Raw genomic sequence first — 23,887 nt, 5'->3', positions numbered from 1 at the left:
CACCTGGACCGCCCGGCACAAACAGCAGGTCGCGTACGCGAAACCTCCTACTGTACCGCGAGCCCATGGGCGCGAAAGGAATCATATTAAGTCTTCTAGGACACTGGACAGCCGTAAATGCGCTCTCCCGCGTTCGCCTGAGGATACTGGGTTGCTACCCAGTACGCCCCTCTGGTAATTGCACGTTTCAGCGCCCGAATAGCAAAAAAGCGGCACAAGCCGTCTGAGGAGGGTCACAGCTCCGCTGTAGCGAGAGTCAGCGACCTCGAGCCGCCTCGGGGAATCCGGCCGCCGCAGCCTCCGCCTGGGAGATCAGAGCTCGCCGGGGTCGGGCAGTTCGTCGCGGCGGTCGGGGTGGCGGTCGGCGGCCAGGGCCCAGAACAGTAGTGCGATGCCCATCGCGCCCGCGTCCGGGGTGCCGAGCGCCCGGTCGCCGACGTAGCTGGCCCGACCGCTGCGGGCCGTGAGGTCGGCGGTGGCCCGGGCGGCCGCCAGCGCCGACGCGGCGATCGCCACCCAATCCACCGGGCGCGCGGCCGCGGCGATGGCGTCGAGGGCCGGGACGAGGCAGTCGAGCATGGTGCGGTCGCCGACCCGTGCCTCGCCGACCCGCTGGATGGTGTCGACGCCCGCGGCCAGCCCGGACGCCAGCGCCTCGTCGAGGTCGTCGGACCCGGCCAGCCGCGCCGCGATGTCACGCAGGAGCAGGCCGATCAGCGGGCCGCTGGTACCGCCCACCTCGTCCAGGAAGCAGGTCGCGACGATGTCGAACTCGGCGGGCAGGGTGGCGTCGCCGGGCACGCGCCCGACTGCCAGCCGCAGCGCGTCGCGCAGGTTGTCGCCGAAGTCGCCGTCGCCGGCCACCTGATCCATTCGGGTCAGCGCAGGGTGGGCGCGCTCGGCCGCGGCCAGGTACGTACGCATCAGCATGGCGGTCTCACTTCCTCAGCGCGGCGGTCCAGGCGGGGGCGTCCCACAGGCGCCGCCAACCCTCGTCGATCATCGTGACCGTGAGCGAGAAGCCCTTCATGTCCAGCGCGGGCGTCCATGTGCCGACGAGGCTTCCGGCCAGCTCGACACGCCGATCACCGAGCACGCCGAGTGCGATCGCGAAGGCGTTGTGCAGTTCGATCGCGGTGGTTGCGCCGAGACCGTTCACCAGCAGCAGCGCCCGATCTCCGGGCGGCAGCGCGGCAAGCACGTCCCCATCATGCGTGCCACCAGGATCCGCCCCCGGAGACAATGCCGACCCGGCGGCGCGGGTCGGGCGCCACGGCGCGGATGAAAGTGGGGTCCGTGTGGAGCGTCACCACGTCGCCGTTGCTCCGCGCGAATCCCTGGAGGGCGCGGTCGACGTAGTCGTCCTTGGACGTGAGGAAGGGCTGCGCCATGTCGTGGCTTCTTTCGATTCGGTGCACCGCGCGCGGTGTCGGCGCCGCTCAGGGGAAGGCGGGCGGCGCGAGCGAATCCCGCATGATCAGGGTCGCGGGCAGGACGATGTCGGGGAGGGCCGTCTCGCCGTCGATCTGCCGGAGCAGCAGGTCGGCCGCCTCCCTGCCCATCTCGTACGCGGGCTGGGCGATGGCTGTGATCGGCGGTTCGACCAGGGGGAAGAGGGTCATGTCGTCGAAGGCCAGGACGCTGATATCGGTGGGGATCTTCAGCCCGGCCGCGCGGATCGCCTTGAGCGCGCCGACCGTGATCAGGTTGTTGAAGCAGAACACCGCGGTCGGGCGGGGGGCCATGGCGAGCAGCTCGTTCATGGCGGTGAATCCGCCGGCTTCGCCGAGGTGGCCGTGGCGGACGAGATCCTCGATCAGCGGACGGCCCGCGTCGCGGTGGGCCAGGCGAAACCCGGACAGCCGCTGGGAGGCGGTGTCGAAGTCACGTGGCCCCGAGATCATCGCGATCCTGGTGTGGCCCATGGCGAGCAGCCGGCCGACCGCTTCCCTGGACGCCTTGCGGTTGTCGGTGCGTACCAGGGGCGCCTCGATGCCCCGCGCCCGCCGGTCGACCAGGACGAGCGGCGCCCGCTTCCCCTTGAGCGCCGAGGTGAAGGCCTCGTCGGCGCCGACGGTCGTGATGGCCAGCCCGGCCAGCGTCCCGTCCTGGAACGAGGTCACCAGGTGCCGCTCGCGCTCGGGATTGAGGTGCGAGCTGGTGATGACGCAGTGGTAGCGCGCCTCCGCGGCGCGGTCCTCCAAGCCTTGGGCGACCTGGGCGTAGAACGGGTTCACGATGTCGGGCACGAACAGGCCCAGTAGGTTGGAACGCCCTTGGGACAGGGCCCGCGCGGCGGCGCTCGGAACGTATCCCAGCCGCGCGGCGGCGGCCTTGACCCGGGCCTTCGTAGCCGTCGTCACCGAGGCCTCGTCGCGCAGGGCGCGGGTCACGGTCGCGGTCGAAACCCCGGCCAGCCGGGCTACGTCTCGAATGCCTGCCACCGGAGAACTCCTCTTGGGCACCTGGGGACCTGTCGGCGCGACAGACTTCGCTGCAGGCGAGTCAATCACAGCGGCAGGAGTCCCGCCTCCACCAGAGCGGCCCGGATGGCCGCCTTCTCCGCCTCGCTCGCCGGCGTCAGGGGGTGGGCGCCGAGGCCGCCGTCGCGGCCAAGCATGGCGAGAGCCGCCTTGATCCGCATGGTCATGTTCGGGCCGTCGATGGAGCGCCAGATCGGCAGCAGCTTGTTGTGGATGTCCAGAGCCGTCTTGTGGTCGCCGGCCGCGACGGCGTTCCACTGCTCGACGCAGAGTCCGGGCACGACCGTCAGCGTCGCGCTGACTGCGCCGGCGGCGCCCAGCAGGTACGCCGGGTAGAGCAGATCGTCCACGGCCGTCAGCACGACGCCGCTGGGCGAGGCCTTCAGCAGGTCGGCCAGTTGGTGGATGTCGCCGCCGGACTGCTTGACGCCGACGACCAGGTCGACTTCCTGGATGACGCGGTAGACCGTGCGGGCGGGGATCAGGGCGTATGGGATGACGTTGTAGACCACGACGGGCATGCCGGTCGCCTCGGTGATGCGCCGGTAGTACTCGATGGTCCGCTCCTCGTCCGGCTGGAACAGGTAGTGCACCGGCGTGACCTGCAGGGCGTCGACGCCGGTCCCCTTGAGCGCCGAGCCGTAGCGGATGACCTCGGCCGTGGAGTCGCGGATGATGCCCGCGATCACCGGCACCGCGCCGTTCACCTCCTCCACGGCCGTCCGTGCGACGGTCACGGATTGCTCCACCGACAGCATCTGCCCGTCTCCGGTGGAGCCGGTCACGCAGATGCCGTGCACGCCCGCCGCGAGATGGAATCTCACCTCGGCGCGCAGCGCCGCGATGTCGATGTTCTCCGCGGCGTCGAACGGGGTCACGAGCGGCGGAATGATGCCCGTCAACTCGACCTTCGGTGCCTGAGCCATGCGCGTCCTTCCTCGACCCTCCAACCGGATGTTACCGGTTACATACATGCCCCGATGTTTGCGTACTCTCTCGGTCCTGTCAACGGTCGACAACGGCTTTGAACAGCCATATTGATGACATCTCTTGACACGCACCGACCGCCATCCGATCGTGTAACCGTTAACATCACGGGCAACGCCCCGCCAGGTGTGAGGAGACGACGATGACCCGACACCCCCCTAGGGCGATGGCCACGGCCCTGGTACTGATCACGGCTTGTTCCCCTCCGGGTACGAGTGGCACGGGCGGGAAGGTCGCAGCCGACGGCCGGATCCGGCTGAACTTCTGGACCAACCTCACCGTTCAGGCACAGGCCGACGTCATCAAGAAGCAGGCCGAGCAATGCGTCGCCAAGCAGCCGAACGTGTCGGTGTCGTTCGACGCGGTGCCGTTCGACAGCATGTATCCGAAGATGATCACGGCCTTCCGCTCGGGGAACGGCCCCGACATCATGAACACCATCGAGGGTGGCGTCGCCACGGCGCAGGCCGGCGGCTACGTCGTGCCCGTCGACGATGTGATCGACGCCCATGGCCGCGCCGACTTCGTCCCCTCGTTCCTGCACGCCGTCACCAAGGACGGTAAGGCGTGGGCCGTGCCCGACTGGGCGCTGCACCAGGAGGTCTGGTACCGCGAAGACCTGTTCGCGGCCAAGGAGATCGAGATCCCCAAGAGCTGGGACGAGGTGATGGCCGCGGCCAGGAAGCTCGACGACCCGGCCGGCGGCGTGCGCGGCTTCGCGGTGCCGATGGGCGCGGCCTTGGTCGCGCCGCAGACGTACTACCAGTTCCTCTACGCGGCCGGTGTGCACACCTTCGACCCCGAGACGGGTGAGTACGCCCTCGACCGGGACCGCCGCAAGGCCGTGCAGGCCACCCAGTTCATGATCGATCTGTACCGGGCGGCGTCTCCGCCCGAGTCCCGCACCTGGACCTGGACCGACTTCCGGACCGCGTTCGTCCAGGGCAAGGTCGCCATGACGATGGACTTCGGCGCCGTGGTCGGCCTCGCGGCCGAGCAGAACCCCGGCATGCTCGACAACTTCAGCGTCTTCCAGCTGCCCGCCCCCATTGCGGGAGCCAAGCCGCGCGGCGCGATCGGCGGCGGCTACTTCTACATGATCGGGAAGAGCCACCCCAACCGCGAGAAGGCCGCCAAGACCCTGGTGGAGTGCATGATGCAGCCCGATCTGGCGGCGGCGCGGGTCAACACCCGCCCGGTCTTCGCGCTGCCGGCCACCAACAGCGCGGCCGAGTCGGCGACTTTCACCGCCAACGAGACGGTGCGCAGATTCGCCCCCGAGATCAAGCTGATCCGGGAGAAGACGCTGCCGGAGTGGTACCGGTACGGCATGGAGGCCGGGCTCAACCAGCTCTCCGGCCAAATCGAGGCCACCACGTTCGTCGGCGACCAACTCCAGTCGGCCGCGGCCGGGAACATCACCGCGGAGCAGGCCTTCGACAACATCAACGCCGAGATGAAGCGTCTCGCCAAAGTGTCCTGATTGGCCTACTCATGGTCTCCACCCCCGCCTTCCTCACCCGAGGACCGGTCGGGCAACGGCAGCGGGCAGGGCTCGCACTCGCCCTGCCCGCCGCGCTGCTGTTCGCCGCGATCCTCGGCTACCCCCTCGTCGAGAGCTTCCGCACCTCGCTGTTCTCGATCAATCTGCTGACCGGCGACGCGGCGTTCGTCGGGCTGGACAACTTCGGCGCACTGGCGCGCGATCAGGCGCTGCTGTCGACCCTCGGCCGCACCGTCCTGTGGACGGTGCTGTCGCTGGCCGGCCAGCTCGGGCTCGGCCTCGCCGCCGCGCTGCTGATCGATGCCGACTGGCCGGGCATGCGCTGGATCCGGCAGTTCCTGCTCATCCCGTACGTCATCCCGGTCATCGCCAGCGCGCTGGTCTGGCAGTGGATGCTGGACGGCCACTACGGGATCATCAGCACTGGCCTGCAGTCGTGGGGCGCGCTGCAGCCGGGGGTGAGCCCACTCGGCCAGGAGGGCACCTCGCTCGCGACCGTGATCCTCATCAACATCTGGCGCGGCTTCCCCTTCGCGATGCTGGTCTTCTGGGCCCGGATGCAGGGCATCGACCGCGCGCAGTACGAGGCGGCCAGGGTGGACGGCGCGGGCCCGTGGCACGAGTTCGCCCACGTCACCCTGCCCAATCTGAAGTCCGCCGCGGTGGCGCTGCTGGCCCTGCGCGGCATCTGGACGCTGATGTACTTCGAGCTGGTGTGGCTGCTGACTCGCGGCGGTCCCGCCGGGTCCAGCGAGACGCTGTCCACCTACATCTACAAGGTGGTGACGGGTGAGTTCCGGGTCGGCTACGCGGCGGCGATCGCCTCGGGGACGGGGCTCCTCCTCACGACTGCCGGCCTCACCGTCTGGGTCCTGACACGGCTCCGCGGCCGGTGGCGTCATGTCTAGCCGTACCATGTCGGGCCGCCGCCATGGCGCCGCGCGCACCCCGCTCAGCGGCGGCAGGGTGCTCGCGGTGGCCGGTCGGGTCGTCGCGCTCGCGCTGATCGTGTTCTTCGCGGTCGGGCCGGTCCTGTGGATGGTGCTCAGCTCGTTCCGGCCCGCCGACGAGTTGTTCCGGTCGGACCCCACGCTGGTGCCGTCGTCGCTGACAACCGAGTGGTACGCCGAGGTGTTCGACAGCGAGGCGCTGCGCTGGTTCGCCAACAGTCTGGTGGTCGCCGTGTGCACCACCACCGTTTCCCTGATCGTCGGCACGGCGGCCGGCTACGCGGTGACCAGGTTCACCTTCCCCGGCCGCCGGATCCTGCTGGCGTGCCTGGGGGTGGCGTACTTGTTCCCCGCCATCCTGCTGCTGGTGCCGCTCTACCTCGTGCTCGTCACGCTCGGCCTGGTCGGCGGCCTGGCCGGCATCGTCATCGCGCACCTGACCGTCACCCTCCCGCTGACCACCTGGCTGATGAAATCCTTCGTGGAGGCGGTGCCGCGGGAACTGGAGGAGGCCGCTCGGGTGGACGGGCTGGGCTACCTGGGCAGCTTCATCCGGGTCACCCTGCCGCTCCTGCGCACCGGGCTGGCCACGACCGCGATGTTCTCCTTCATCCTGTCCTGGGACGAGTTCCTGCTCGCCAGCGTGGTCTCCCAGGGCGACAGCATGACTGCCCCGGTCGGCATGGCCGGCCTGGTGACCTCGTTCGACATCCGCTGGGGCGCGATCATGGCCTTGAGCACCCTGGTGACCGTTCCGGTGGTCGTCCTGTTCCTCGTCCTGCAGCGGTACTTCGAAAAGGGACTGACCGCCGGCGGCGTGAAAGGCTGAACCGTGTCATACACCCGTCCCCAGGTGCTGGTCGTGGGCGCCGGCTCGGCCGGCGTGGCGGCCGCCATCGCCGCGGCCGAGACCGGCGCCGCCACGCTGCTGGTAGAGGCCACCGGGCATGTCGGCGGGACGCTGGCCCGCCAGCTCCTGGAGCACAGCGCGGGCTTCCACGACGCGGCCGGAAACCAGGCGACCGGCGGCGTCGGCCAGCGCATCATCACCCTGCTCCAGGAGTACGGCGGCTCGCCCGGCCACATCCCCGATGACACCGCTTACACCGCGACCCGCACCCCGGTCAATCACGCCGAGCTGTCCATGTGCGAGGCGATCCTGCTGCGCCGGGCCGGGGTACGGCTGCTGCTCAGCACCCCGGTGGTCGGCGTGGCCGCGGACGCCGGTGTGATCCGCGAGGTCAGCACCGAGACCCCGGGCGCCGGCCGGACGACGATCGAGCCGACCGTCGTCGTCGACTGCTCCGGCGACGCCGTGGTGTTTCACCTCGCCGGAGCCGCGATCCAGACCGACGGCGCCGCCGCCACCCAGCCGACCTCGCTGCTGCTCAAGGTCGGCGGGGTGGACTTCGATCCGCTGCTGCGGTACGCCGCCGCCAACCCTGGGGACTTCCGGAGCGGCGGCCGCGTCGGTTCCCCCGACGACGACCACGTCAATCTGTGGGGCTTCGGTGACCTGCTCGCCAAGGGCCATGCGGACGGCCGCCTGTCCTGGCGGCGTACCGAGCTGCACCTGGCCGGATGGCCCACCCGGGGCGAGGCGGTGCTCAACCTCACCCGGACCGCCGCCGACCCGGACCGCCGCCGAGGCGAGGCGTACCTCGTCCTGGCCGAGCAGGTCATGGAGGCCGTGTCGTGGTTCCGCGACTACGTTCCCGGCGGGCGGCGGGCCTACCTGGCCGAGGTGGCCGACCGGGTCGGCGTACGCGAGTCACGGCGCATCGCCGGCCTGGCCACGCTGACCCGCCAGGACGTGGCAGGAGGGCGACGCCACGCCCAGAGCGTCGGCCTCGGCGCCTTCCCCATCGACGTGCACGACGCCCACTCGCCCGGGCTGTCGCATACCGACGCGGTCGCCGCCGCCTACGACATCCCGTACGGCATCCTGGTCGCGCGCGACTTCGCCAACCTGCTCGCCGGCGGCCGCTGCGTGTCCACGACCCACGAGGCCAACGGATCCGCCCGCATCACCGCCACCTGCTTCACTACCGGTGAGGCCGCCGGCTGCGCCGCCGCGCTCACCGCCCTCGGCGGCCATGACGCCCGCAGCCTGGACGCCGCCGTGCTGCAGGCCCGCCTCCGCACGCGCGGGGTGATCGGCGCACGCTAGCTTGCGGCCGGTGCCGACAGTGCCACCGCGGCCTCGCCGGCGTAGACCAGGAAGGTCAGTGTCTCCTGGAAGTACAGCTGGATGTTCGTGGTGTCGTGCGCGAGGTAGCCGATCGAGACGTCCTGGCCGATGTGCAGTTCGAAGTCGCCGCCGCGGGTGGACAGCAGGAAGGCGCCGTCGATGGCGGGTGCCCAGATGGGCTCGCCGTCCACGAGTTCGGTGATGTGGTCCTTGATCGGGTAACCCTGGTCGGCGGCCTCGCTGACGGCGGTGTAGGCGTCGGCGCCGAGGGCCAGCGTGTACGGGCCGTTGACGCCGGCCAAGCGCAGCGCGGTCACGGCCTGGCTGATGGCGGTGGGATAGTCGCGCACGTGGGGCGGGAGCGCGATGGCCGGGTTGGCGGAGGCGGCGCGAAGGCCGGTGATGCCGGCCTCGGCGTATCCTTCGAAGATCGCGCGGTCTTCGGCGAAGGCGATCTGGCGGGCGGCGTCCTTGACCGGCTGCCAGTCCGCGTCCTTCGCCCCGCGTTCGACGTCATCGACCTGCTGCCGGTCGACGGTGAAGGGCACGCGCAGTTCGATGATCGGCTGGGAGCGGCGGGCATGGACGATGATGCCCTCCGAGTGAGGATGAAGGGCCTGCAGGTGGCCGGTGCCGACCGCCGACAGCAGAACCCCTCCCGGGCCGGCGACATCGACGATGCGACGGCCGGCCACGTGGCGCCGGAAGGTACGCCCGGCCTCATTCTCCAGGTCGGCCCAGGCGACCGCGGAGATCGGCGCCAGTTCCCGATGCAGGTTGTCCATCAGAATTCGCTCCCTTTGAGATCCCCGATCCCCAGGGATTTCGGCATCCGCCTGTCAGGTTCGGATGGCGCGCGCGTCGCGGCGTCGACCGGTTGCGCGGCCGCGAGGGCGGGCGGGTCGGGCGGGTCGTCGAGGAAGTCGGCACTCGGGACGAAGAACAGGGTGCCGGTCACGGGGACGGAAAAATCCAGGATCCGGTCATGTCTGGCCGGTGGATCGCCGAGGAACATCCGCTCCAGCATCCGTTCGGTGACCGCCGGAGTACGGGCGTAGCCGATGAAGTACGTGCCGAACTCGCCGCGCCCCACGGAACCGAAGGGCATGTTGTCCCGCAGGATCTGGCGCTCGGTGCCGTCGGGATCGACGATGGTGGTCAGCGCGACGTGGGAGTCGGGCGGCTTGACGGTGTCGTCCAGTTCGACGTCGGACAGCTTCCTGCGGCCGATCACCATCTCCTGGGCTTCAACCGGCAGGGCGTTCCACGCCTGCAGATCGTGCACATACTTCTGCACGATCACATAACTCCCGCCGGCAAAGAGCGGGTCCTCCGCGCCGATCAGGACGGCGGCATCGGCCGCCGGGCCTACCGGGTTCTCCGTGCCATCGACGAAACCCAGCAGGTCTCGTACGTCGAAATACTTGAAACCCGACACCTCATCGCGGACCGTCACCGCGTCCCGCACCCGGTCCATGATCTCCGCCCCCAGCGCGAAACACAGGTCCGCCCGCTGTGCCCGGATGTGAAATAGCAGGTCACCGGGTGTGGCCACCGCGTGGTGGACAGGACCGGCCAGTTCGCGGAACGGGTGCAGCTCGGCGGGGCGCGGCCCGGCGAACAACCGGTCCCAGGCCTGTGAACCGATCCCGGTGACGCAGCTCAACCTGCCTTCCTGGGCGCGGAAACCGACAGCCCTCTGCAAACCCGACAGCTCGGGGAGCAAGGCCCGCACGCGGGACTCACCTCCTGGATCGATCGTCACCACGAGGAAGAGCGCCGCCCTCGTCAGCGGGCTCAGCACCGCCTGCGGCTCCGCCATCGCCGTTCCCCTCTGGTAGCGCTACCACGACTACCCCACCGATCCCACATGCACCCATACCCACTCGCTCACCGCCTACGCGGACGCGTACGGCATGGACACGGTCACGGCGGTCCCCCTGCCCGGCGCGCTGATCACGACAAGCTGCCCCCCGTGGTCATCGATCACCCGCTGGACCAGCCGCAGGCCAACGTGGCCCGGGCGGCGGGTTCGGTGCGGATCGAATCCCATCCCGTCGTCGGTGACGGTCAGTTCGATCGCCGTCTCCAGCGCGACGACGCGGACGCGCACGGTCCGGGCATGGGCGTGCCGGAACGCGTTGCGGAGCAACTCCCCGGCCACCCGGTACAGGACGACGGCGAGCCGCTCGTCCAAGTGGTCGACGGCGGAGATGTCAACGGCCGGCCCCTGCCCAGAGCTCTCACCTTCCCTGATCCGGGAGGCGAGGTCATGGAGTGAGCCCGCGAAGTCCTGGCCGACGAGGTCGGCCGGAACCAGTTCCGTCAGCAGCGTGCGCAGCTCACGCAGGTCACCCGCGAGCAGGTCCTGCGCTTTGTCGAGCAGGTCGTGATGCCGGGACCAGCCCAGCTGGGCTCGCTGCAGGAGCAGGCCGACTCCGGCGAGATCCGGGATGACCCCGTCGTGCAGTCGTTGGGCCAGGTCCCTCCGGGCGAGTTCGGCGGCGGCGAGGCCGTACTCGCGTGCCGCACGCTGTTCCGCACGGTCGCGCTCCAGCCGGCGTGCCAGCGTCACCGACAGCGGGACGGTGGCGGCGGTGAGCAGCAGCATGCCGATCAGAACCGTCGGGAGCAGGACGAAGGCCGCGTTCCTCGAGGTGCCGGCCACGTCCACCGGCAGGTAGAGCTCGAGTCGCATGTCGTTGCCACCGGCGTCGCGGAAGCCGGAGAAGACTTCCAGCCGGCTACCCGGGAGGCTGGCCTCGTAGCGATGCGCGGCGTCCCTCGGCACCGGCTGGACGAGCACATCGCCGGCGTCCAGCCGGGTGGCCAGTTGGGAGTCGACGCGCCCCGACAGTCCCTCGACGCGAGGCTCGTCGGAGAACACCACCGTGGCCAGCTCGCCGTCGAGCCTGAAGACCTTGATCCGTTGCACCGTGCCGGACTTGAGGAACGGAGCGACGCGGCTGCGCAGATATCCCCGGCCGAAGCTATCCAGCCGCAGGAAGTTCTGTTCGATCATCGGCGCGAGCATCGTCGCGGCGACCTGGCGGGCGACGGTCTCCACCCGCCGGTGCGCGTCGTCTTCGGCGAATCGCCACACGCCAAGGGTGATGAGCACGCAGATGACGACGGCGATCGCGGCGGCGAGGAGCACGTGCCAGGCGAGCGTGCGCCGCAGCACATGACGCCTTGCTGACACGGTCAGTATCCCGAGCCGATGGTGATCAGACCGAGCCGGTCGGCCGACACCACCGCGTCAAGCTGGGTGTGGACGCCGAGCTTCGCCATGACCGCCTTGATGTGGGCGCGCGTGGTGTGCAGCGAGATTCCGAGTCTCGCGGCGATGCGGCTGGCGTCGTGCCCTTGGCCGAGTTCGCGCAGGACGTCGTACTCGCGATCGGTGAGGCGGATCCGGCGCGGGGGCGCCGAGTCGACCATCGGGTGCGCGGCGTCGGCGGACCGGATGGCGGCGAGTATCCGGATGAGCGGGGCGTCCTTGCCCAGGAACGCCACCGCGCCGGCGGCGATCGCCCGTTCGGCGAGGTCGGCTCGCACGTGCGCGGTGAGCACGACGATCCGCGCCCCGGGACGCAGCCGTCGCAACTCGGCGACGACGTGCAGCCCGCCCATGTCGGGCAGCTGAAGGTCGACGACGGCGACGGCGAAGTCGATCGCCGCGGCCTTGGCGAGGCCGTCACGCCCGGTGTGCGCGGTGGCGACGCAGCGCAGATCAGGCTCGACGTCGAGGCTCAGCGCCAGGGAGTCGGTGAACACCCGGTGGTCGTCGAGCAGCAGGACGGGTAGTGACGGCACTCCCCAATTTTAGGGAGGTAGCCCTAACTAAGGGAAGGCTAGCCTTCTTTTGGCATTTGGAGATCGGATTCAGGAGACCGCGTGCGCACCACCAGACATACCCTCCTCGCGCTTGCCGTCACGACCGCGATCGGCCTCACTGCCTGCGGCGCCGATGACACGCCCGCCAGCAGCGCCGCCCCCTCGACGGCAGCGCTCGTCCTGTACAACGCGCAGCACGAGGAGGTCGGTCAGGCCTGGGCCGACGCCTTCACGGCGAAGACCGGCATCAAAGTGGAGGTTCGCAACGGCAGCGACTTCGAGCTGGCCAACCAGATCATCGCGGAGGGCGCGGCCTCCCCGGCCGACGTGTTCATCACCGAGAACTCGCCCGCGATGGCGCTGGTGTCGAGCAAGGATCTGTTCGCGCCCGTAGACGCGGCGACGAAGGCGCAGGTCCCGGCGGAGTACTCCTCCAGCAAGGGCGACTGGGTCGGCGTCGCGGCCCGCTCGACGGTGTTCGTCTACAACAGCACGCAGGTGACCGACGCCCAGCTCCCCCAGTCGATCATGGATCTGGCCAAGCCGGAGTGGAAGGGGCGGTTCGGCATCTCCCCCAGCGGCGCCGACTTCCAGGCGATCGTCAGCGCCGTCTACGCGGTCCAGGGCGACGCCGCCGCGGCCGCCTGGCTCCAGGGCGTCAAGGACAACGCCAAGATCTACCGCGGCAACAGCACGATCATGAAGGCGGCCAACGCGGGCGAGGTTCCTGGTGGGGTCATCTACCACTACTACTGGTACGGCGACCAGGCCGACGGCGGCGCCGGCAGTTCGAACACCAAGCTCAAGTTCTTCGGCAACAAGGACGCCGGGGCGTTCCTGAGCGTCTCCGGCGGCGGCGTCCTGAAGTCGAGCAAGCACCCTGCCGAAGCGCAGCGATTCCTCGCCTACATGAGCGGCCCCGAAGGGCAGAAGCTGCTGGCTGACAGCGATGCCCTGGAATACAGCGTCGGCACCGGAGTCGCGGCGAATCCGAAGCTGAAGCCGCTGGCGGAGCTGGACATCCCTCCCGTCGATCTCAACACGCTCAACGGCCCGAAGGTCATCGAGGAGATGCAGCGGGTCGGCCTGCTGTGAGCCCCATCCCCACGGCGCTTCGCCTTGTCCCGGCTGTCGCCGTGGCGGCGCTCACGCTCCTCCCCGCCGGATACGTGCTCACCGGCGTGCTCGCTGACGGTGACACCGCCCGGCTGCTGTGGCGGCCCCGCGTCGGCGAGCTGCTCACGAACACCGTGCTCCTCGTCGTGCTGGGCACCGCGGCGTGCGTGACCGTCGGCACCCTCGCCGCCTGGGCCGTCGAGCGGACCACCCTGCGCGGGCGTCCGTTGTGGACCGCCCTGATGGTCGCGCCGCTCGCGGTGCCGGCCTTCGTGAACAGCTTCGGCTGGTACTCGCTGTCGCCGTCGTTCGCGGGTCTGGGCGCCGCGGTGCTCGTCACCACGCTGTCCTACTACCCGCTGGTCTACCTCCCGGTGGCCGCCATGCTGCGCGGCCTCGACCCCGCGCTCGAAGAGCAGTCGCGGATCCTCGGCAACACCACCTGGCCGACCTTCGGCCGGATCGTCCTGCCGCAGTTGCGGCCCGCGATGTCCGGCGGCGCGCTGCTGGTGGCGCTGCACCTGCTGGCCGAATTCGGCGCCCTGCAGGCATTGCGCTTCGACACCTTCACCACCGCGATCTACGACCAGTACCAGTCCACTTTCAACGGAGCCGCGGCCACCGCGCTGGCCGGGGTGCTCGTCCTGCTGTGCCTGCTGGTGCTCGGCTGCGAGCTGGGGCTGACCGGCCGCGCCCGCCTCGCCCGAGTCGGCTCCGGCGCGGCACGGCGCGCGCTCCCGCACCGGCTGGGCCACACCGCACCGGTGGCGTACGGCGGCCTGGTCCTGCTGGCGGCCGGGGCGTTGGGCGTGCCGCTGGGATGCATCGCGTTCTGGCTGCTCACCAGCACCTCGACCGCGTTTCCCGCCGACGAGTTGCTGCGGACGGTGAGCACGTCGATCGTTCTGGCCCTGCTCGGCGCGGCGGTCACCACCACCCTCGCCCTCCCGGTGGCCTGGCTGTCGATCAGACGCCCTGGACGGGTGAGCCGGCTCGTTGAACGAAGTACCTACCTGGGCAATTCGCTTCCCGGCATCGTCGTCGCGCTCGCGCTGATCACCATCGCGGTGCGGTACCTGCCGTCGCTCTACCAGAGCACGGCCATGCTGCTCACGGCGTACGCGGTGCTGTTCATGCCGCGGGCCATGGTGAGCCTGCGAGCCGCGCTGCGGCAGACGCCGCCGGAGTTCGACGATGTCGCCCGTTCCCTCGGCGTCAGGCCTGTCGCGGTCTTGCTGCGAGTCACCCTGCCTTTGATCGCCCGAGGAGTCGGAGCCGGTTCGGCGCTGGTGTTTCTCGCCGTCATCACTGAGCTGACCTCGACGCTGCTGCTGGCTCCCATCGGCACGCGTACCCTCGCGACCCAGTTCTGGAGCAGTTCCACATCGATCAACTATGGGCAGGCGGCGCCGTACGCGCTGCTGATGATCCTCGTGTCGGCACCTGCGGCCTATCTGCTGACGCGGCGCAGCAGGATGGCCGAGTCATGACAGTGCGGGTGGCGGGCCTGTCAAAGTCTTTCGGCGCGCGGACGGTTCTCAAGGAACTTGATCTGACGGCTCCCGGTGGAGAGCTGACGGCGCTGATCGGACGCTCGGGGTGCGGCAAGTCGACGCTCCTGCGCATCATCGCCGGATTCGACCGGCCCGACGCGGGGACCGTGACGATCGCCGGCAGCACTGTCACCGACGTGCCGTCGCACCGGCGACGTATCGGTTACGTGACGCAGGAGGGGCACCTGTTCCCCCACCTCACGGTGGCCGGGAACGTCACTTTCGGACTGCCGCGACGCGTCAGGCGCGACGATCAGGTCGTCGCGGAACTGCTCGAACTCGTCGCGCTCGACCGCCGGTACGCGCGCCGCTACCCCCATCAGCTCTCCGGGGGCGAGCAGCAGCGAGTGGCACTGGCCAGGGCTCTGGCCACCCGGCCGGACGTCGTGCTGCTCGACGAACCCTTCTCCGCCCTCGACGCCGAACTCCGCGTGGACACCCGGCGCGCCGTCACGGCGGCGCTGGCGGCCACCCACACCACGACCCTGCTGGTGACCCACGATCTGAGCGAGGCGCTGTCACTCGCCAAGCAGGTGGCCGTCCTGCGCGACGGCATGATCGTCCAGGCGGGCCTGCCCGAGGAGATCTACCGCCGACCGGCCGACCGCGCGGTCGCCGCCTTCGTCGGCGAACTGACCGCGATCCCTGCGCTGCTGGCCGGCGATAAAGCCGTCACGGCTCTCGGCACCATCGCCCTGACAGAGTCTGCTCACGGTACCGGTTCCGTGCTCGTACGTCCCGAGCAGATCGTGGTCACCGATCCGAGGCCCGGCCTCCCGCTTGCCACGACACTCGCGATCGACTTCCGCGGCCACGACGGCCTCGTGCGCCTGCTGGTCGACGTCGAGATCGGGAAGGGCCTGACGGTAACCGCCCGCGTCGCCGGACAGTTGCTGCCGACGCCGGGGCAACGAGTTGGCGTACGGCTCACCGGCATCGCCCTGGCCACTGGCGCATGACCGACCACGTCACTCGGTGGTGCAGCACCTCGCCGGGGGCGAGGCGGGTCAAGGGCGACATGGTCTCGGCCTCGACCAGCCGGGCGGTTGGCCGCAGGCCCTCCAACCCCTCCAGGTCCTCCTCCTTCGGGTACTGCATCCACACGGCGATCTCGGAGCCCGCGTCGGGGTAGGGGGCGCCGGGCCGCACGTCGAAGCGCTGGGTCAGGGTGGCCCCGCCGGGGGCCACCAGGGCCAGCCAGCCGGCCGTGCCGCCGATGCCGATCTTCCCGACCACGTCGCGCACCGGCACCCGGCCGGCGGAGGGAGAGACCCGTTCCAGGGTCGGCGCGCCGTCGGGGGCGAACAACGTCACCGGCGCCCGGTGCCGCTCGGTCAGCCCGATCCAGAGCCCGGACCGGTGATCGTCATGTTCCTGGAACGACTCCGTCTCGAACTGTGTCACCGTCCAGGCCGCCCACCGCACCGGGTGATCGGTGACGTTCTCCAGTTCGCTGTCGACCACGAGGGTGGAGCCGGCCGAGGTGATGGTGCGGGTGATGGCCAGCCCGGTGCGGGGATCGTCGGCGCTGCGCATCCGTACCCGCTGATCGTCCTGCTCCAGCACGGTGTAGGCGCCGGCGTCCAGCACCGGGTCGGGCGGCCCCGCCCACTCCTGGGCCGACGACCAGCCCTGGGGGGCGGGCCACGTCTTGTCCCCGCCCCAGTTCGCCCAGCTGCCGAAACCGGTCGGGGCCGGCAGCCGCCGCGCGGCGGGGGTGAGCGCGAACCACTTGTCGAGCAGGTCGGGGTTGCGCCACAGCCACTCCCGGCCCGCGGCGCGCAGGGAGATCATCCGCCCGCCGCGTCCCGGCAGGAAGACCGCCTCCCCCCACGGGCCGGTGAGGCGGACCAGCGGCTCGGTGTCCTGGTTCGCCATCAGGGGACCAGGCAGACCTTGCCGGTCCGCCCGGAGTCGGCCAGCCGGTACGCCTCGTCGGCCTTCTCCAGCGGCAGGACGTCGGTCACCAGCCGCTCCGGGCTCGCGCCCCAGCGAACCAGACGATGGGCGAGCTCCTCCATGGACTGCAGCGAGGTGACCCAGGAGGCGTACAGGGTGAGCTGGCGGTGCAGCAGCAGGTCGGAGACCTCCGTCTCGAGCCGGCCGCCCTCCCCCATCAGGGAGACCCGGCCCCACTCCGCCGCGCCCCGGATCGCGACGGCGCGGCCGGCCGCCGAGCCGGAGCAGTCCATGGTCACCGAGCAGCCGCGGCCCGCTGTCGCCTCGTCCACGGCTTCGGCGACCTCGTCGCCGGCGATCAGGACCTCGTCGAACAGTCCGAGGGATCGGGCGTGCGCGGCACGCTCGGGCGAGCGCTCGACGCCGAGCACCCGGGCCGCCCCCAGGCCCCGGGCGATCATGGCCGCCGCCAGCCCGACCGGCCCGAGGCCGACCACGAGCAGGTCGTCGCGGCCGCCGGCCCCGGTGCGCAGCAGCCCCTCGTACGCGGTGCCGAACCCGCACGCGATCAGGGCGCCGTCCACGTAGGACAGTTCGTCCGGCAGGGGCACGGCCGTGCTCTCCTCGACCAGGATGTACTCGGCGTGCCCGCCGTCGCGCTGCCAGCCGTACGCGGACCTGCGATCCGGGTCGCTGCAGCTGATCATGTATCCGCGCCGGCAGTTCGAGCACCGGCCGCAGCCGGCGATGTGGTACACGATGACCCGGTCGCCGACCCCGAAACGCCGGCAACCCGGCCCCGCCTCGACGACCTGCCCGCTGGGCTCGTGCCCGGCGACGACCCCCTTGTACGCGGCGCCCTCCTGCCCGGCGTGGGTCTTGTGGCCCCGATAGATATAGGAGAGGTCGCTGCCGCAGATGCCGGACGCGCCGACCCGCACGAGCAGCTGGCCCGGGCCGGGCGTGGGCACCTCCACCTCGCGCAGGACGGCGGTGAAGTCGCCGGGCAGGAAGACGCCGTGCATGGTGGTCATGGGGCTCCCTTTCGGTGGGAGAGCAGCACGTTGATCAGTACGGCGCCGACGATGATGACGCCGCGGACCACGTCCTGGAAGAAGGCGTTGACTCCGAGGAGTACGAGGCCGTTGCCGATGAAGGTGATGAAGGCGACGCCCAGCAGGGTGCCGAGCAGGGACCCCTTGCCGCCGGCGAGGGAGGTGCCGCCGATCACCACCGCGGCGATCACGTCGAACTCGAGGCCGACCGACGCCCCGCCGTTGCCGGACCCCAGGCGCGCGGCCAGCAGCAGACCGCTCACCGCGGCGAGCAGTCCAGTGGTGGCGAACAGGATCACCCGGATCCGGGCGACGGAGATCCCCGCCAGGCGGGCGGCCTCCGCGTTGCCGCCGACGGCGAAGACCGAGCGGCCGTAGGCCGTACGGTTCGCCACGAAAAGGAACACGCCGAACAGGACCGCCATGATGATGGCGGGGGTGGGGATCCCGGCGATGCTGCCGGCCAGCACGTCCAGGAACCCGTTGGGCTCCAGCGGAACCGGCAGCCCGTCGGTCATGTACTGCGCCAGCCCGCGCAGGCCGCTCCACAGGCCGAGGGTCGCCACGAAGGACGGGATGCCCCAGCGCGCCCGCAGGAAGCCGGCGCCGGCCCCGAGGAGCAGGCCCACGGCGAGGCAGAGCAGGACCGCGAGGGCGAACGGAACCTGCCACTCCCCGGAGGCCTTGGCCAGCAGGACCGAGGAGAACGCCACGGCCGGGCCGATGCTGATGTCGATCTCGCCGGCCACGATGACGAGGGTCATCGCCCACGCCACGACGCCGACCGTCGCGGCGTCGCGCAGGATGGCCAGCTGGTTCGTCACGGTCAGGAAGCCCGGCGCCGTGGCGGCCAGCACCACGAAGAGCACCACGATGGCCCCGATGAGCCCGATCTCGTTGAGCCGTTGGGTGTTGCGTCCCAGCCGGCCCCCGGCGCGGGCGGGCGTGCTGGCCACGGGCGGGCCCGTGGGCGTGGTCGTGCTCATGTTCTCTCTCATTCCTCAGCGATCGCCAGGGCCAGGACGCGGTTGAGCTCGATCTCGTCACCGCTGAGCTCGGCCACGGCGCGTCCGCCGCGCAGGACGACGATGCGGTCACAGATGTCGGCCAGTTCCTCCACCTCGCTGGAGACGAAGACGACCGCGCGCCCGTCGTCCGCCAGCTCGCGCATCTGGTGGTAGATCTGGCGTTTGGCCTCCACGTCAACGCCGCGGGTGGGCTCGTCGAGCAGCAGGACGTCGCTGCCCGCGTGCAGCCACCGGGCGAGGACGGCCTTCTGCTGGTTGCCGCCGCTGAGCGTGCCGATCGGCGTGCCGGGCCGGGCCGTCTTGATCGCCAGGCGGTCGATGAGCGTCTGGGCGGCCCGCCGTACGGCGCGACGGTCCAGCACGCCGGAGCGGCTCACCCGCCGCAGGTCGCTGATGACGATGTTCTCATCGACCCCCAGCAGCGGCACGATCCCCTGGCGCCGCCGGTTCTCCGGCGTGATGCCCAGGCCCCTGCGGAGCATGGCGGCGAACGCGCCCGGCCGTACTGCCTCGCCGCGAAGGCGGATCTCACCGGCGTCCGGGCGGTCCAGGCCCACCAGCGCGCGCAGCGCCTCGGTACGGCCGGAGCCGAGCACCCCGGCGATGCCGAGGATCTCCCCGGGGCGGACGTCGAGGTCAAGGCCGTGCAGCTTCTCGCTGACCAGGCCGCGCGCGGACAGCACCGGCCGCTCCGCGCTGGGACGTCTGGCCCTTGGCGCCAGGGCGTCGGGCGCCGTGCCGAGCATCATCGTGACGATTTCCTGGGTGGAGGCGGTGCCCACCGGCAACGTCTCCACGATCCTGCCGTCGCGGACGACCGTGGCGGTGTCGGCCACCTGCCGGATCTCGTCCATCCGGTGGCTGACGTAGATGACCGCGACCCCCTGCTCCGCGACGTGCCGTACCGCGTCGATCACCTGCCGGACCTCGGCGGCGGCGAGGGAGCTGGTCGGCTCGTCGAGGATGAGCAGGGCGGGCCGCTGGCCGACGGCGCGGGCGATCTCCACGAGTTGCTGGCCGGCGGAGCCGAGGGAGTCGACGGGGCTGTCGACGTCGAGGTGGACGCCGATGCGTGCCATCGCCTCCCTCGCCTCGGCGCGCATCCGGCGCAGGTCGATCGCGCCGCGGGACCGGGGCCAGGCCCCCAGGAACAGGTTCTCCGCGACGGTCATGTCCGGCACCAGGCTCAGTTCCTGGTAGACGGTCGCGACCCCCAGGCCGGCCACGTCCCGCGTCCCGAGGCCCGCCAGCGGCCTCCCCCGGACGAACGCCTCGCCGGAGTCGAGGTGCTCGGCGCCGGAGAGGACCTTGATCAGGGTGGACTTGCCGGCGCCGTTCTTGCCCAGCAGCGCGCGGACCTCGCCGCGTCGCACCGTGAAGTCGACGTCACTGAGAGCGGTGACACCGGGGTAACGCTTGGTGCCGGCGCGCACCTCCGCGACGACGTCGGTGTTCGACATGGGAGCCTTCCTGGGAGCGATCGGGACAGGGACGGAGACGGTTTACGGGATCCCGTCGCTGTGCTCGGTCAGCCACTTCTCGCTGGTGGCCTTGTCGTCGGCCGTGTAGAGGATCGGCTCCACCGGGATGATGAACGTGTCGTTCTTGGCGCCGCCGGTCGCCTTGCGGGCGGCCTCGTAGGCCAGCTTGCCCACCGTCTGGGCGGGGACGTCGATCTCCGCCTTGAGAATGCTGCCGTCGACGAGGGCTTTGGCGATGTCCACGGTCATGTCGCTGCCGAAGACGACGGTCTTGCCGATGCGGGCGCGGGTGGTGACGGCCTTGATTCCGGCCAGGGTACCGCCGCCCGCGACCGCGTAGAACGCGTCCAGCTCCGGGTTCGCGGTGATGATGTTCTCGGCGACCGGGGTGGCCTTGTCGACGACCGCGCCCTCCTGGTCGGCCACGTACTGGGCACCCGGTACGGCGGCGGCCAGGCCGTCCTTGAAGCCGCGCTTGCGCTCCTTGCAGACCTCCACGAAGTCGCAGTTCAGCACCGCGATCTTCGGTTTGTCGATTTGCTGGGAGGTGAAGTACTTGCCGGCCTGCTCGCCCAGCTTCTTGCCGAAGACGTACGGATCGGACAGGACGTAGCCCCACACGTACTTCCTGGCGTCCGCGTCGTTGATGCAGGTGTTGTAACAGACGACCGGGATCCCGGCCTTGCTGGCCGCCGCGATCGCCGGGGTGGACGCGGTGGCGGAGACGGCCGAGGTGATGATCGCGTCCACCTTGGAGGCGACCAGGGTCGACATGAACGAGGACTCCTTGGCCGCGTCACCCTGCGCGTTGTTGCCCAGCAGCTTGAGGTTCGCGTCCTTGGCGGCGGTGGTCTCGATGCCCTTCTTCACGCCGGCGTAGAAGCCCTGCGAGTCGAGGTAGATCGCCCCAACGCGCAGTTGCGCCTTCTCGCCCGAGGCGTCGCCGGACCCGGCGGACTGGCCGCACGCGGCGAGTACGGCGCCGCCGGCCAGCAAGGCGATGCCGCGCATCACCGTAAGTCGAACTGATGCCACGAATGGCCTCCCATGATCTGTCTCCGGTTGGCGATGCCACCGGGTGGGGCGCCCTGCGCCATGTCCAGATGATGAAGCGGGCGTAACGCGCCTGTCAATAAATTGTCATAAAAAAGCACTTATCGTAGAGTGACGGTGTGAACCTCCCCGGACACCTCTCGGGTGCCGGCTGCTGCGCGGTCGTGACCGGCGCCGCGTCCGGCATCGGCGCCGCCACCGCGAAGCACCTGGGCGCGACGGGCATGCCCGTCCTCGTGTGCGACCTCTCCCCGGCCGGGGAGGACGTCGCCGCGGCTGTCGCCGAGGCGGGCGGCACGGCAAGATTCGTACGCATGGACGTCAGCGACGAGAGCGCGTGGGGGGAGCTCCGTCGCGTCGCCCACCGGGAGTTCGGCCCGGTCCGGCACCTCGTCAGCAACGCCTACGTCGTGGACGTCCGACCCGTGCACGACCTCGGCGCGGCCTCCTGGAACCGGCAGCTGGAAGTGAACCTCACCGCCTCCTACCTGGCCTTTCGCACGCTACACGAGGATCTGAGGGCGACGTCAGGAGCGGTCGTCCTGGTCTCGTCGGTGCACGCCCTCGTCGGCCTGCCCGGCCATCCGGCGTACGCCGCGACCAAGGCGGCGCTGGTGGCTCTGGGCCGGCAGCTCGCGGTGGACTACGGCCCCGAGGTGCGCGTCAACACCGTGCTGCCCGGGCCGATCATGTCCCCCGCGTGGGACCGCGTGGCCGAAGCGGACCGGCGCCTGAGCGCCGAGGCCACGATCGCCAAGCGGTTCGGCGAGCCCGCCGAGGTCGCCGCGGCGATCGGCTTCCTCCTGTCGGACGACGCGTCCTTCATCACCGCCACCACCCTGGTCGTCGACGGCGGCTGGAGCGCGACCAAGAACTCCTCTTGAGGGGATTACCGGAGAGCATGAGCACCTACAGAGGGCGCGGCATCCACGGCCAGGTCGTCGAGATCATCGGCCGCCGCCTCGTCACCGGGCAGATCGCCGAGAACGGCCGGATCGACCTGGTCGAGCTGGAGGCCGAGCTGCAGGTGTCCCGCACCGTCGTGCGCGAAGCGCTGAAGGTGCTGGCCGGCAAGGGCCTGGTCGACTCACGCCAGAAGCGGGGCACGGTGGTGCGCCCGCGCAGCGAGTGGAACCTGCTCGACCCCGACGTGATCAGCTGGGAGTTCGAGAACCGGGGCACCCAGATGCTCCGGCAGCTCGCCGAGGTGCGGCAGATGTTCGAACCGGCCGCCGCCGGGCTGGCCGCCGCCCGCCGCACCGAGGCCGACCTCGCCGAACTCGAGGCGGCCCTGGCGGGCATGGCCGCGGCCCGGACCCCCGCCGAGGCGGCCTCCGCCGACCTGCGTTTCCACCGTGCCGTGCTGGCCGCGACGGGCAACGAGCTCCTGGTCCGCATGGAGGTCGTCGTGGAGTCCGTACTCGCGGAACGGGACCGCATCGTCCACGACGTCGTCACCGCCGACGATCCGGTGCCGAGCCACCGCGCCCTGCTCGACGCCATCCGGGCAGGCGACGAGGAAGCCGCCAGAACCAGTGCGCTCGCGCTGCTCGACAAGGCCATGGCCGACGTCGACCGCGCCGCACGCCTCCAGGGAGACTTGTGAAGATAACGCGCGTCGAGACGTTCCTGATCCCGCCCAGATGGCTGTTCTGCCGGGTCGAGACCGATGAGGGACACGTCGGCTGGGGCGAGCCGGTCGTCGAAGGGCGGGCCGACTCGGTCCGGGCGGCGGTCGGCGAGATCGCCGAACTGCTCGTCGGCGCCGACCCGCTGCGCATCGAGGACCACTGGCAGGTCATGACCAAGGGCAGCTTCTACCGCGGCGGGCCGGTGCTCGCCAGCGCCGTCGCCGGCCTGGACCAGGCCCTGTGGGACATCGCGGGCAAGGCGCGCGGCGTCCCCGTGCACGAACTGCTCGGCGGTCCGGTACGGGAACACGTCCGCGCGTACACGTGGATCGGCGGCGATGAACCCGGCCGGCTCAAGGAGGAGGCCCAGCGCCAGGTGGAGGCGGGCTTCACCGCGGTGAAGATGAACGCCAGCGGCCGCATGTCCCCCATCGCGGGCCCGGGCGAGATCGACGAGGTCATCGACCGCGTCGCCGCGGCGCGCGAGGTGCTCGGCCCGGGCCGGGACGTCGCGGTCGACTTCCACGGCCGGGTGTCCTACCCCAACGCCCGGCGGCTCCTGCCGCTGCTCGAACCGTTCACCCCCATGTTCGTCGAGGAACCGGTCGTGCCCGAGTCCATGACCCAGGTGCGCAGCCTCGTCGAGGCGTCCAACATCCCCATCGCCCTGGGCGAGCGCCTCTACTCCCGCTGGGACTTCCAGCCGGCCTTCCAGGCGGGCATCGCCGTGGCCCAGCCGGACCTGTCCCACGCCGGCGGCATCTCGGAGGTCCGGCGCATCGCCGCCCAGGCCGAGGTGTACGGCGCCCTGCTGGCCCCGCACTGCCCGCTGGGACCCCTCTCCCTGGCCGCCAGCCTCCAGGTGGCGTTCGCCACCCCCAACTTCCTCATCCAGGAGCAGAGCATCGGCATCCACTACCACGACGGCAACGAACTGCTGGACTACCTGGTCGACCCGTCCGTCTTCGCCTTCACCGACGGCCTGCTCCCCCGGCCGACCGGCCCCGGGCTGGGCGTGGTGATCGACGAGGCCAGGGTGCGCGAAGCCGACCGGCGGGGCCACGCGTGGCGATCCCCGGTCTGGCGCTATCCCGACAGCTCTTTCGCAGAATGGTGACC

24 protein-coding genes are annotated in these 23,887 nt (G+C 70.6%); 10 read left to right on the top strand and 14 right to left on the bottom strand.

All coding sequences use genetic code 11. The features are described from left to right. Window positions 1–312: 312 nt before the first annotated feature. The 5 genes from Amac_RS37255 to Amac_RS37235 all read right to left on the bottom strand — a co-directional run bounded on the left by Amac_RS37255 (window position 313) and on the right by Amac_RS37235 (window position 3,409). Complete coding sequence (locus tag Amac_RS37255; protein ID WP_155359118.1) at window positions 313–930, bottom strand: DAK2 domain-containing protein; 618 nt, start codon at window positions 928–930, stop codon at window positions 313–315. 7 nt (window positions 931–937) lie between these two features. Further along, on the bottom strand, window positions 938–1,201 hold the full coding sequence (locus Amac_RS37250; RefSeq protein WP_170322845.1) for a dihydroxyacetone kinase subunit DhaK: 264 nt from the start codon (window positions 1,199–1,201) through the stop codon (window positions 938–940). A 7-nt stretch (window positions 1,202–1,208) separates the two neighbouring features. Then, a complete protein-coding gene (locus tag Amac_RS37245; protein WP_155359116.1) occupies window positions 1,209–1,391 on the bottom strand; it encodes a hypothetical protein in 183 nt (60 codons plus the stop codon). A 48-nt stretch (window positions 1,392–1,439) separates the two neighbouring features. After that, window positions 1,440–2,444, bottom strand: a complete 1,005-nt coding sequence (locus Amac_RS37240; RefSeq protein ID WP_170322844.1) for a LacI family DNA-binding transcriptional regulator — start codon at window positions 2,442–2,444, stop codon at window positions 1,440–1,442. Window positions 2,445–2,509: 65 nt separating this feature from the next. Beyond that, on the bottom strand, window positions 2,510–3,409 hold the full coding sequence (locus Amac_RS37235; protein WP_155359114.1) for a dihydrodipicolinate synthase family protein: 900 nt from the start codon (window positions 3,407–3,409) through the stop codon (window positions 2,510–2,512). 203 nt (window positions 3,410–3,612) lie between these two features. Between Amac_RS37235 and Amac_RS37230 the strand changes: the two genes are divergently transcribed. The 4 genes from Amac_RS37230 to Amac_RS37215 are packed head-to-tail and all read left to right on the top strand — an operon-like array spanning window position 3,613 to window position 8,094. Continuing rightward, the gene (locus tag Amac_RS37230) at window positions 3,613–4,953 is read left to right on the top strand and encodes an ABC transporter substrate-binding protein (protein ID WP_155359113.1); all 1,341 of its coding nucleotides are present in this window, start codon (window positions 3,613–3,615) and stop codon (window positions 4,951–4,953) included. A gap of 11 nt (window positions 4,954–4,964) precedes the next feature. Beyond that, window positions 4,965–5,882, top strand: coding sequence for a carbohydrate ABC transporter permease (locus Amac_RS37225; protein WP_155359112.1), 918 nt, complete (start codon window positions 4,965–4,967; stop codon window positions 5,880–5,882). Continuing rightward, entirely contained in the window at window positions 5,875–6,753 is an 879-nt protein-coding gene (locus Amac_RS37220; RefSeq protein WP_155359111.1) for a carbohydrate ABC transporter permease, read from the top strand. Before Amac_RS37225 ends, Amac_RS37220 begins: the two co-directional genes overlap by 8 nt. A 3-nt stretch (window positions 6,754–6,756) precedes the next feature. Beyond that, complete coding sequence (locus Amac_RS37215) at window positions 6,757–8,094, top strand: FAD-dependent oxidoreductase (RefSeq protein ID WP_155359110.1); 1,338 nt, start codon at window positions 6,757–6,759, stop codon at window positions 8,092–8,094. Here the strand turns inward: Amac_RS37215 and Amac_RS37210 are convergent. The 4 genes from Amac_RS37210 to Amac_RS37195 form a co-directional block, all read right to left on the bottom strand. After that, window positions 8,091–8,900, bottom strand: a complete 810-nt coding sequence (locus Amac_RS37210) for a family 1 encapsulin nanocompartment shell protein (RefSeq protein ID WP_155359109.1) — start codon at window positions 8,898–8,900, stop codon at window positions 8,091–8,093. The genes Amac_RS37215 and Amac_RS37210 overlap by 4 nt on opposite strands. After that, window positions 8,900–9,937, bottom strand: a complete 1,038-nt coding sequence (locus Amac_RS37205) for a Dyp-type peroxidase (RefSeq protein WP_155359108.1) — start codon at window positions 9,935–9,937, stop codon at window positions 8,900–8,902. Before Amac_RS37205 ends, Amac_RS37210 begins: the two co-directional genes overlap by 1 nt. A 75-nt stretch (window positions 9,938–10,012) precedes the next feature. After that, window positions 10,013–11,317 carry a sensor histidine kinase gene (locus Amac_RS56685; RefSeq protein ID WP_155359107.1) on the bottom strand — a complete coding sequence of 435 codons (1,305 nt, stop codon included), beginning with the start codon at window positions 11,315–11,317 and terminating at the stop codon, window positions 10,013–10,015. Between the two features lie 2 nt (window positions 11,318–11,319). After that, the gene (locus Amac_RS37195) at window positions 11,320–11,931 is read right to left on the bottom strand and encodes a response regulator transcription factor (protein ID WP_155359106.1); all 612 of its coding nucleotides are present in this window, start codon (window positions 11,929–11,931) and stop codon (window positions 11,320–11,322) included. Between the two features lie 81 nt (window positions 11,932–12,012). Between Amac_RS37195 and Amac_RS37190 the strand changes: the two genes are divergently transcribed. The 3 genes from Amac_RS37190 to Amac_RS37180 are packed head-to-tail and all read left to right on the top strand — an operon-like array spanning window position 12,013 to window position 15,580. Then, a complete protein-coding gene (locus tag Amac_RS37190; protein ID WP_155359105.1) occupies window positions 12,013–13,047 on the top strand; it encodes an iron ABC transporter substrate-binding protein in 1,035 nt (344 codons plus the stop codon). Beyond that, entirely contained in the window at window positions 13,044–14,558 is a 1,515-nt protein-coding gene (locus Amac_RS37185) for an ABC transporter permease (protein WP_155359104.1), read from the top strand. Before Amac_RS37190 ends, Amac_RS37185 begins: the two co-directional genes overlap by 4 nt. Then, window positions 14,555–15,580 (top strand): ABC transporter ATP-binding protein, encoded by a 1,026-nt coding sequence (locus tag Amac_RS37180; RefSeq protein WP_155359103.1) that lies wholly within the window; start codon window positions 14,555–14,557, stop codon window positions 15,578–15,580. Before Amac_RS37185 ends, Amac_RS37180 begins: the two co-directional genes overlap by 4 nt. Here the strand turns inward: Amac_RS37180 and Amac_RS37175 are convergent. From Amac_RS37175 to Amac_RS37155, 5 genes are read right to left on the bottom strand one after another with little or no spacing between them, the layout of a single operon-like run. Next, complete coding sequence (locus Amac_RS37175) at window positions 15,549–16,499, bottom strand: DUF4380 domain-containing protein (protein WP_155359102.1); 951 nt, start codon at window positions 16,497–16,499, stop codon at window positions 15,549–15,551. The two genes, Amac_RS37180 and Amac_RS37175, sit on opposite strands and share 32 nt — an antisense overlap. Beyond that, window positions 16,499–17,554 (bottom strand): zinc-dependent alcohol dehydrogenase family protein, encoded by a 1,056-nt coding sequence (locus tag Amac_RS37170; RefSeq protein ID WP_218041518.1) that lies wholly within the window; start codon window positions 17,552–17,554, stop codon window positions 16,499–16,501. Before Amac_RS37170 ends, Amac_RS37175 begins: the two co-directional genes overlap by 1 nt. Continuing rightward, on the bottom strand, window positions 17,551–18,561 hold the full coding sequence (locus Amac_RS37165; RefSeq protein ID WP_155359101.1) for an ABC transporter permease: 1,011 nt from the start codon (window positions 18,559–18,561) through the stop codon (window positions 17,551–17,553). Before Amac_RS37165 ends, Amac_RS37170 begins: the two co-directional genes overlap by 4 nt. A gap of 8 nt (window positions 18,562–18,569) precedes the next feature. Next, the gene (locus Amac_RS37160; protein WP_155359100.1) at window positions 18,570–20,063 is read right to left on the bottom strand and encodes a sugar ABC transporter ATP-binding protein; all 1,494 of its coding nucleotides are present in this window, start codon (window positions 20,061–20,063) and stop codon (window positions 18,570–18,572) included. A 42-nt stretch (window positions 20,064–20,105) separates the two neighbouring features. Continuing rightward, window positions 20,106–21,119: a substrate-binding domain-containing protein gene (locus tag Amac_RS37155; RefSeq protein ID WP_155359099.1), complete on the bottom strand. Its 1,014-nt coding sequence runs from the start codon at window positions 21,117–21,119 to the stop codon at window positions 20,106–20,108. Window positions 21,120–21,256: 137 nt separating this feature from the next. Here Amac_RS37155 and Amac_RS37150 point away from each other — a divergent pair, with 137 nt between their 5' ends. Genes Amac_RS37150 through dgoD form a run of 3 tightly spaced genes read left to right on the top strand, consistent with a single transcriptional unit; the run spans window position 21,257 to window position 23,885 of the window. Beyond that, window positions 21,257–22,021, top strand: coding sequence for an SDR family NAD(P)-dependent oxidoreductase (locus Amac_RS37150; protein ID WP_155359098.1), 765 nt, complete (start codon window positions 21,257–21,259; stop codon window positions 22,019–22,021). Between the two features lie 17 nt (window positions 22,022–22,038). Continuing rightward, window positions 22,039–22,743: a FadR/GntR family transcriptional regulator gene (locus Amac_RS37145; protein WP_155359097.1), complete on the top strand. Its 705-nt coding sequence runs from the start codon at window positions 22,039–22,041 to the stop codon at window positions 22,741–22,743. After that, window positions 22,740–23,885, top strand: a complete 1,146-nt coding sequence (gene dgoD / locus Amac_RS37140; RefSeq protein WP_155359096.1) for a galactonate dehydratase — start codon at window positions 22,740–22,742, stop codon at window positions 23,883–23,885. The genes Amac_RS37145 and dgoD overlap by 4 nt, the downstream gene beginning before the upstream one ends. Window positions 23,886–23,887 lie beyond the last annotated feature (2 nt).

Origin of the sequence: Acrocarpospora macrocephala (assembly GCF_009687865.1) — a bacterium.
Classification (GTDB): Bacteria; Actinomycetota; Actinomycetes; order Streptosporangiales; family Streptosporangiaceae; genus Acrocarpospora; species Acrocarpospora macrocephala.
The sequence above is the reverse complement of the archived record's forward strand: the minus strand, read 5'-3'. Positions and strand labels throughout refer to the sequence as shown.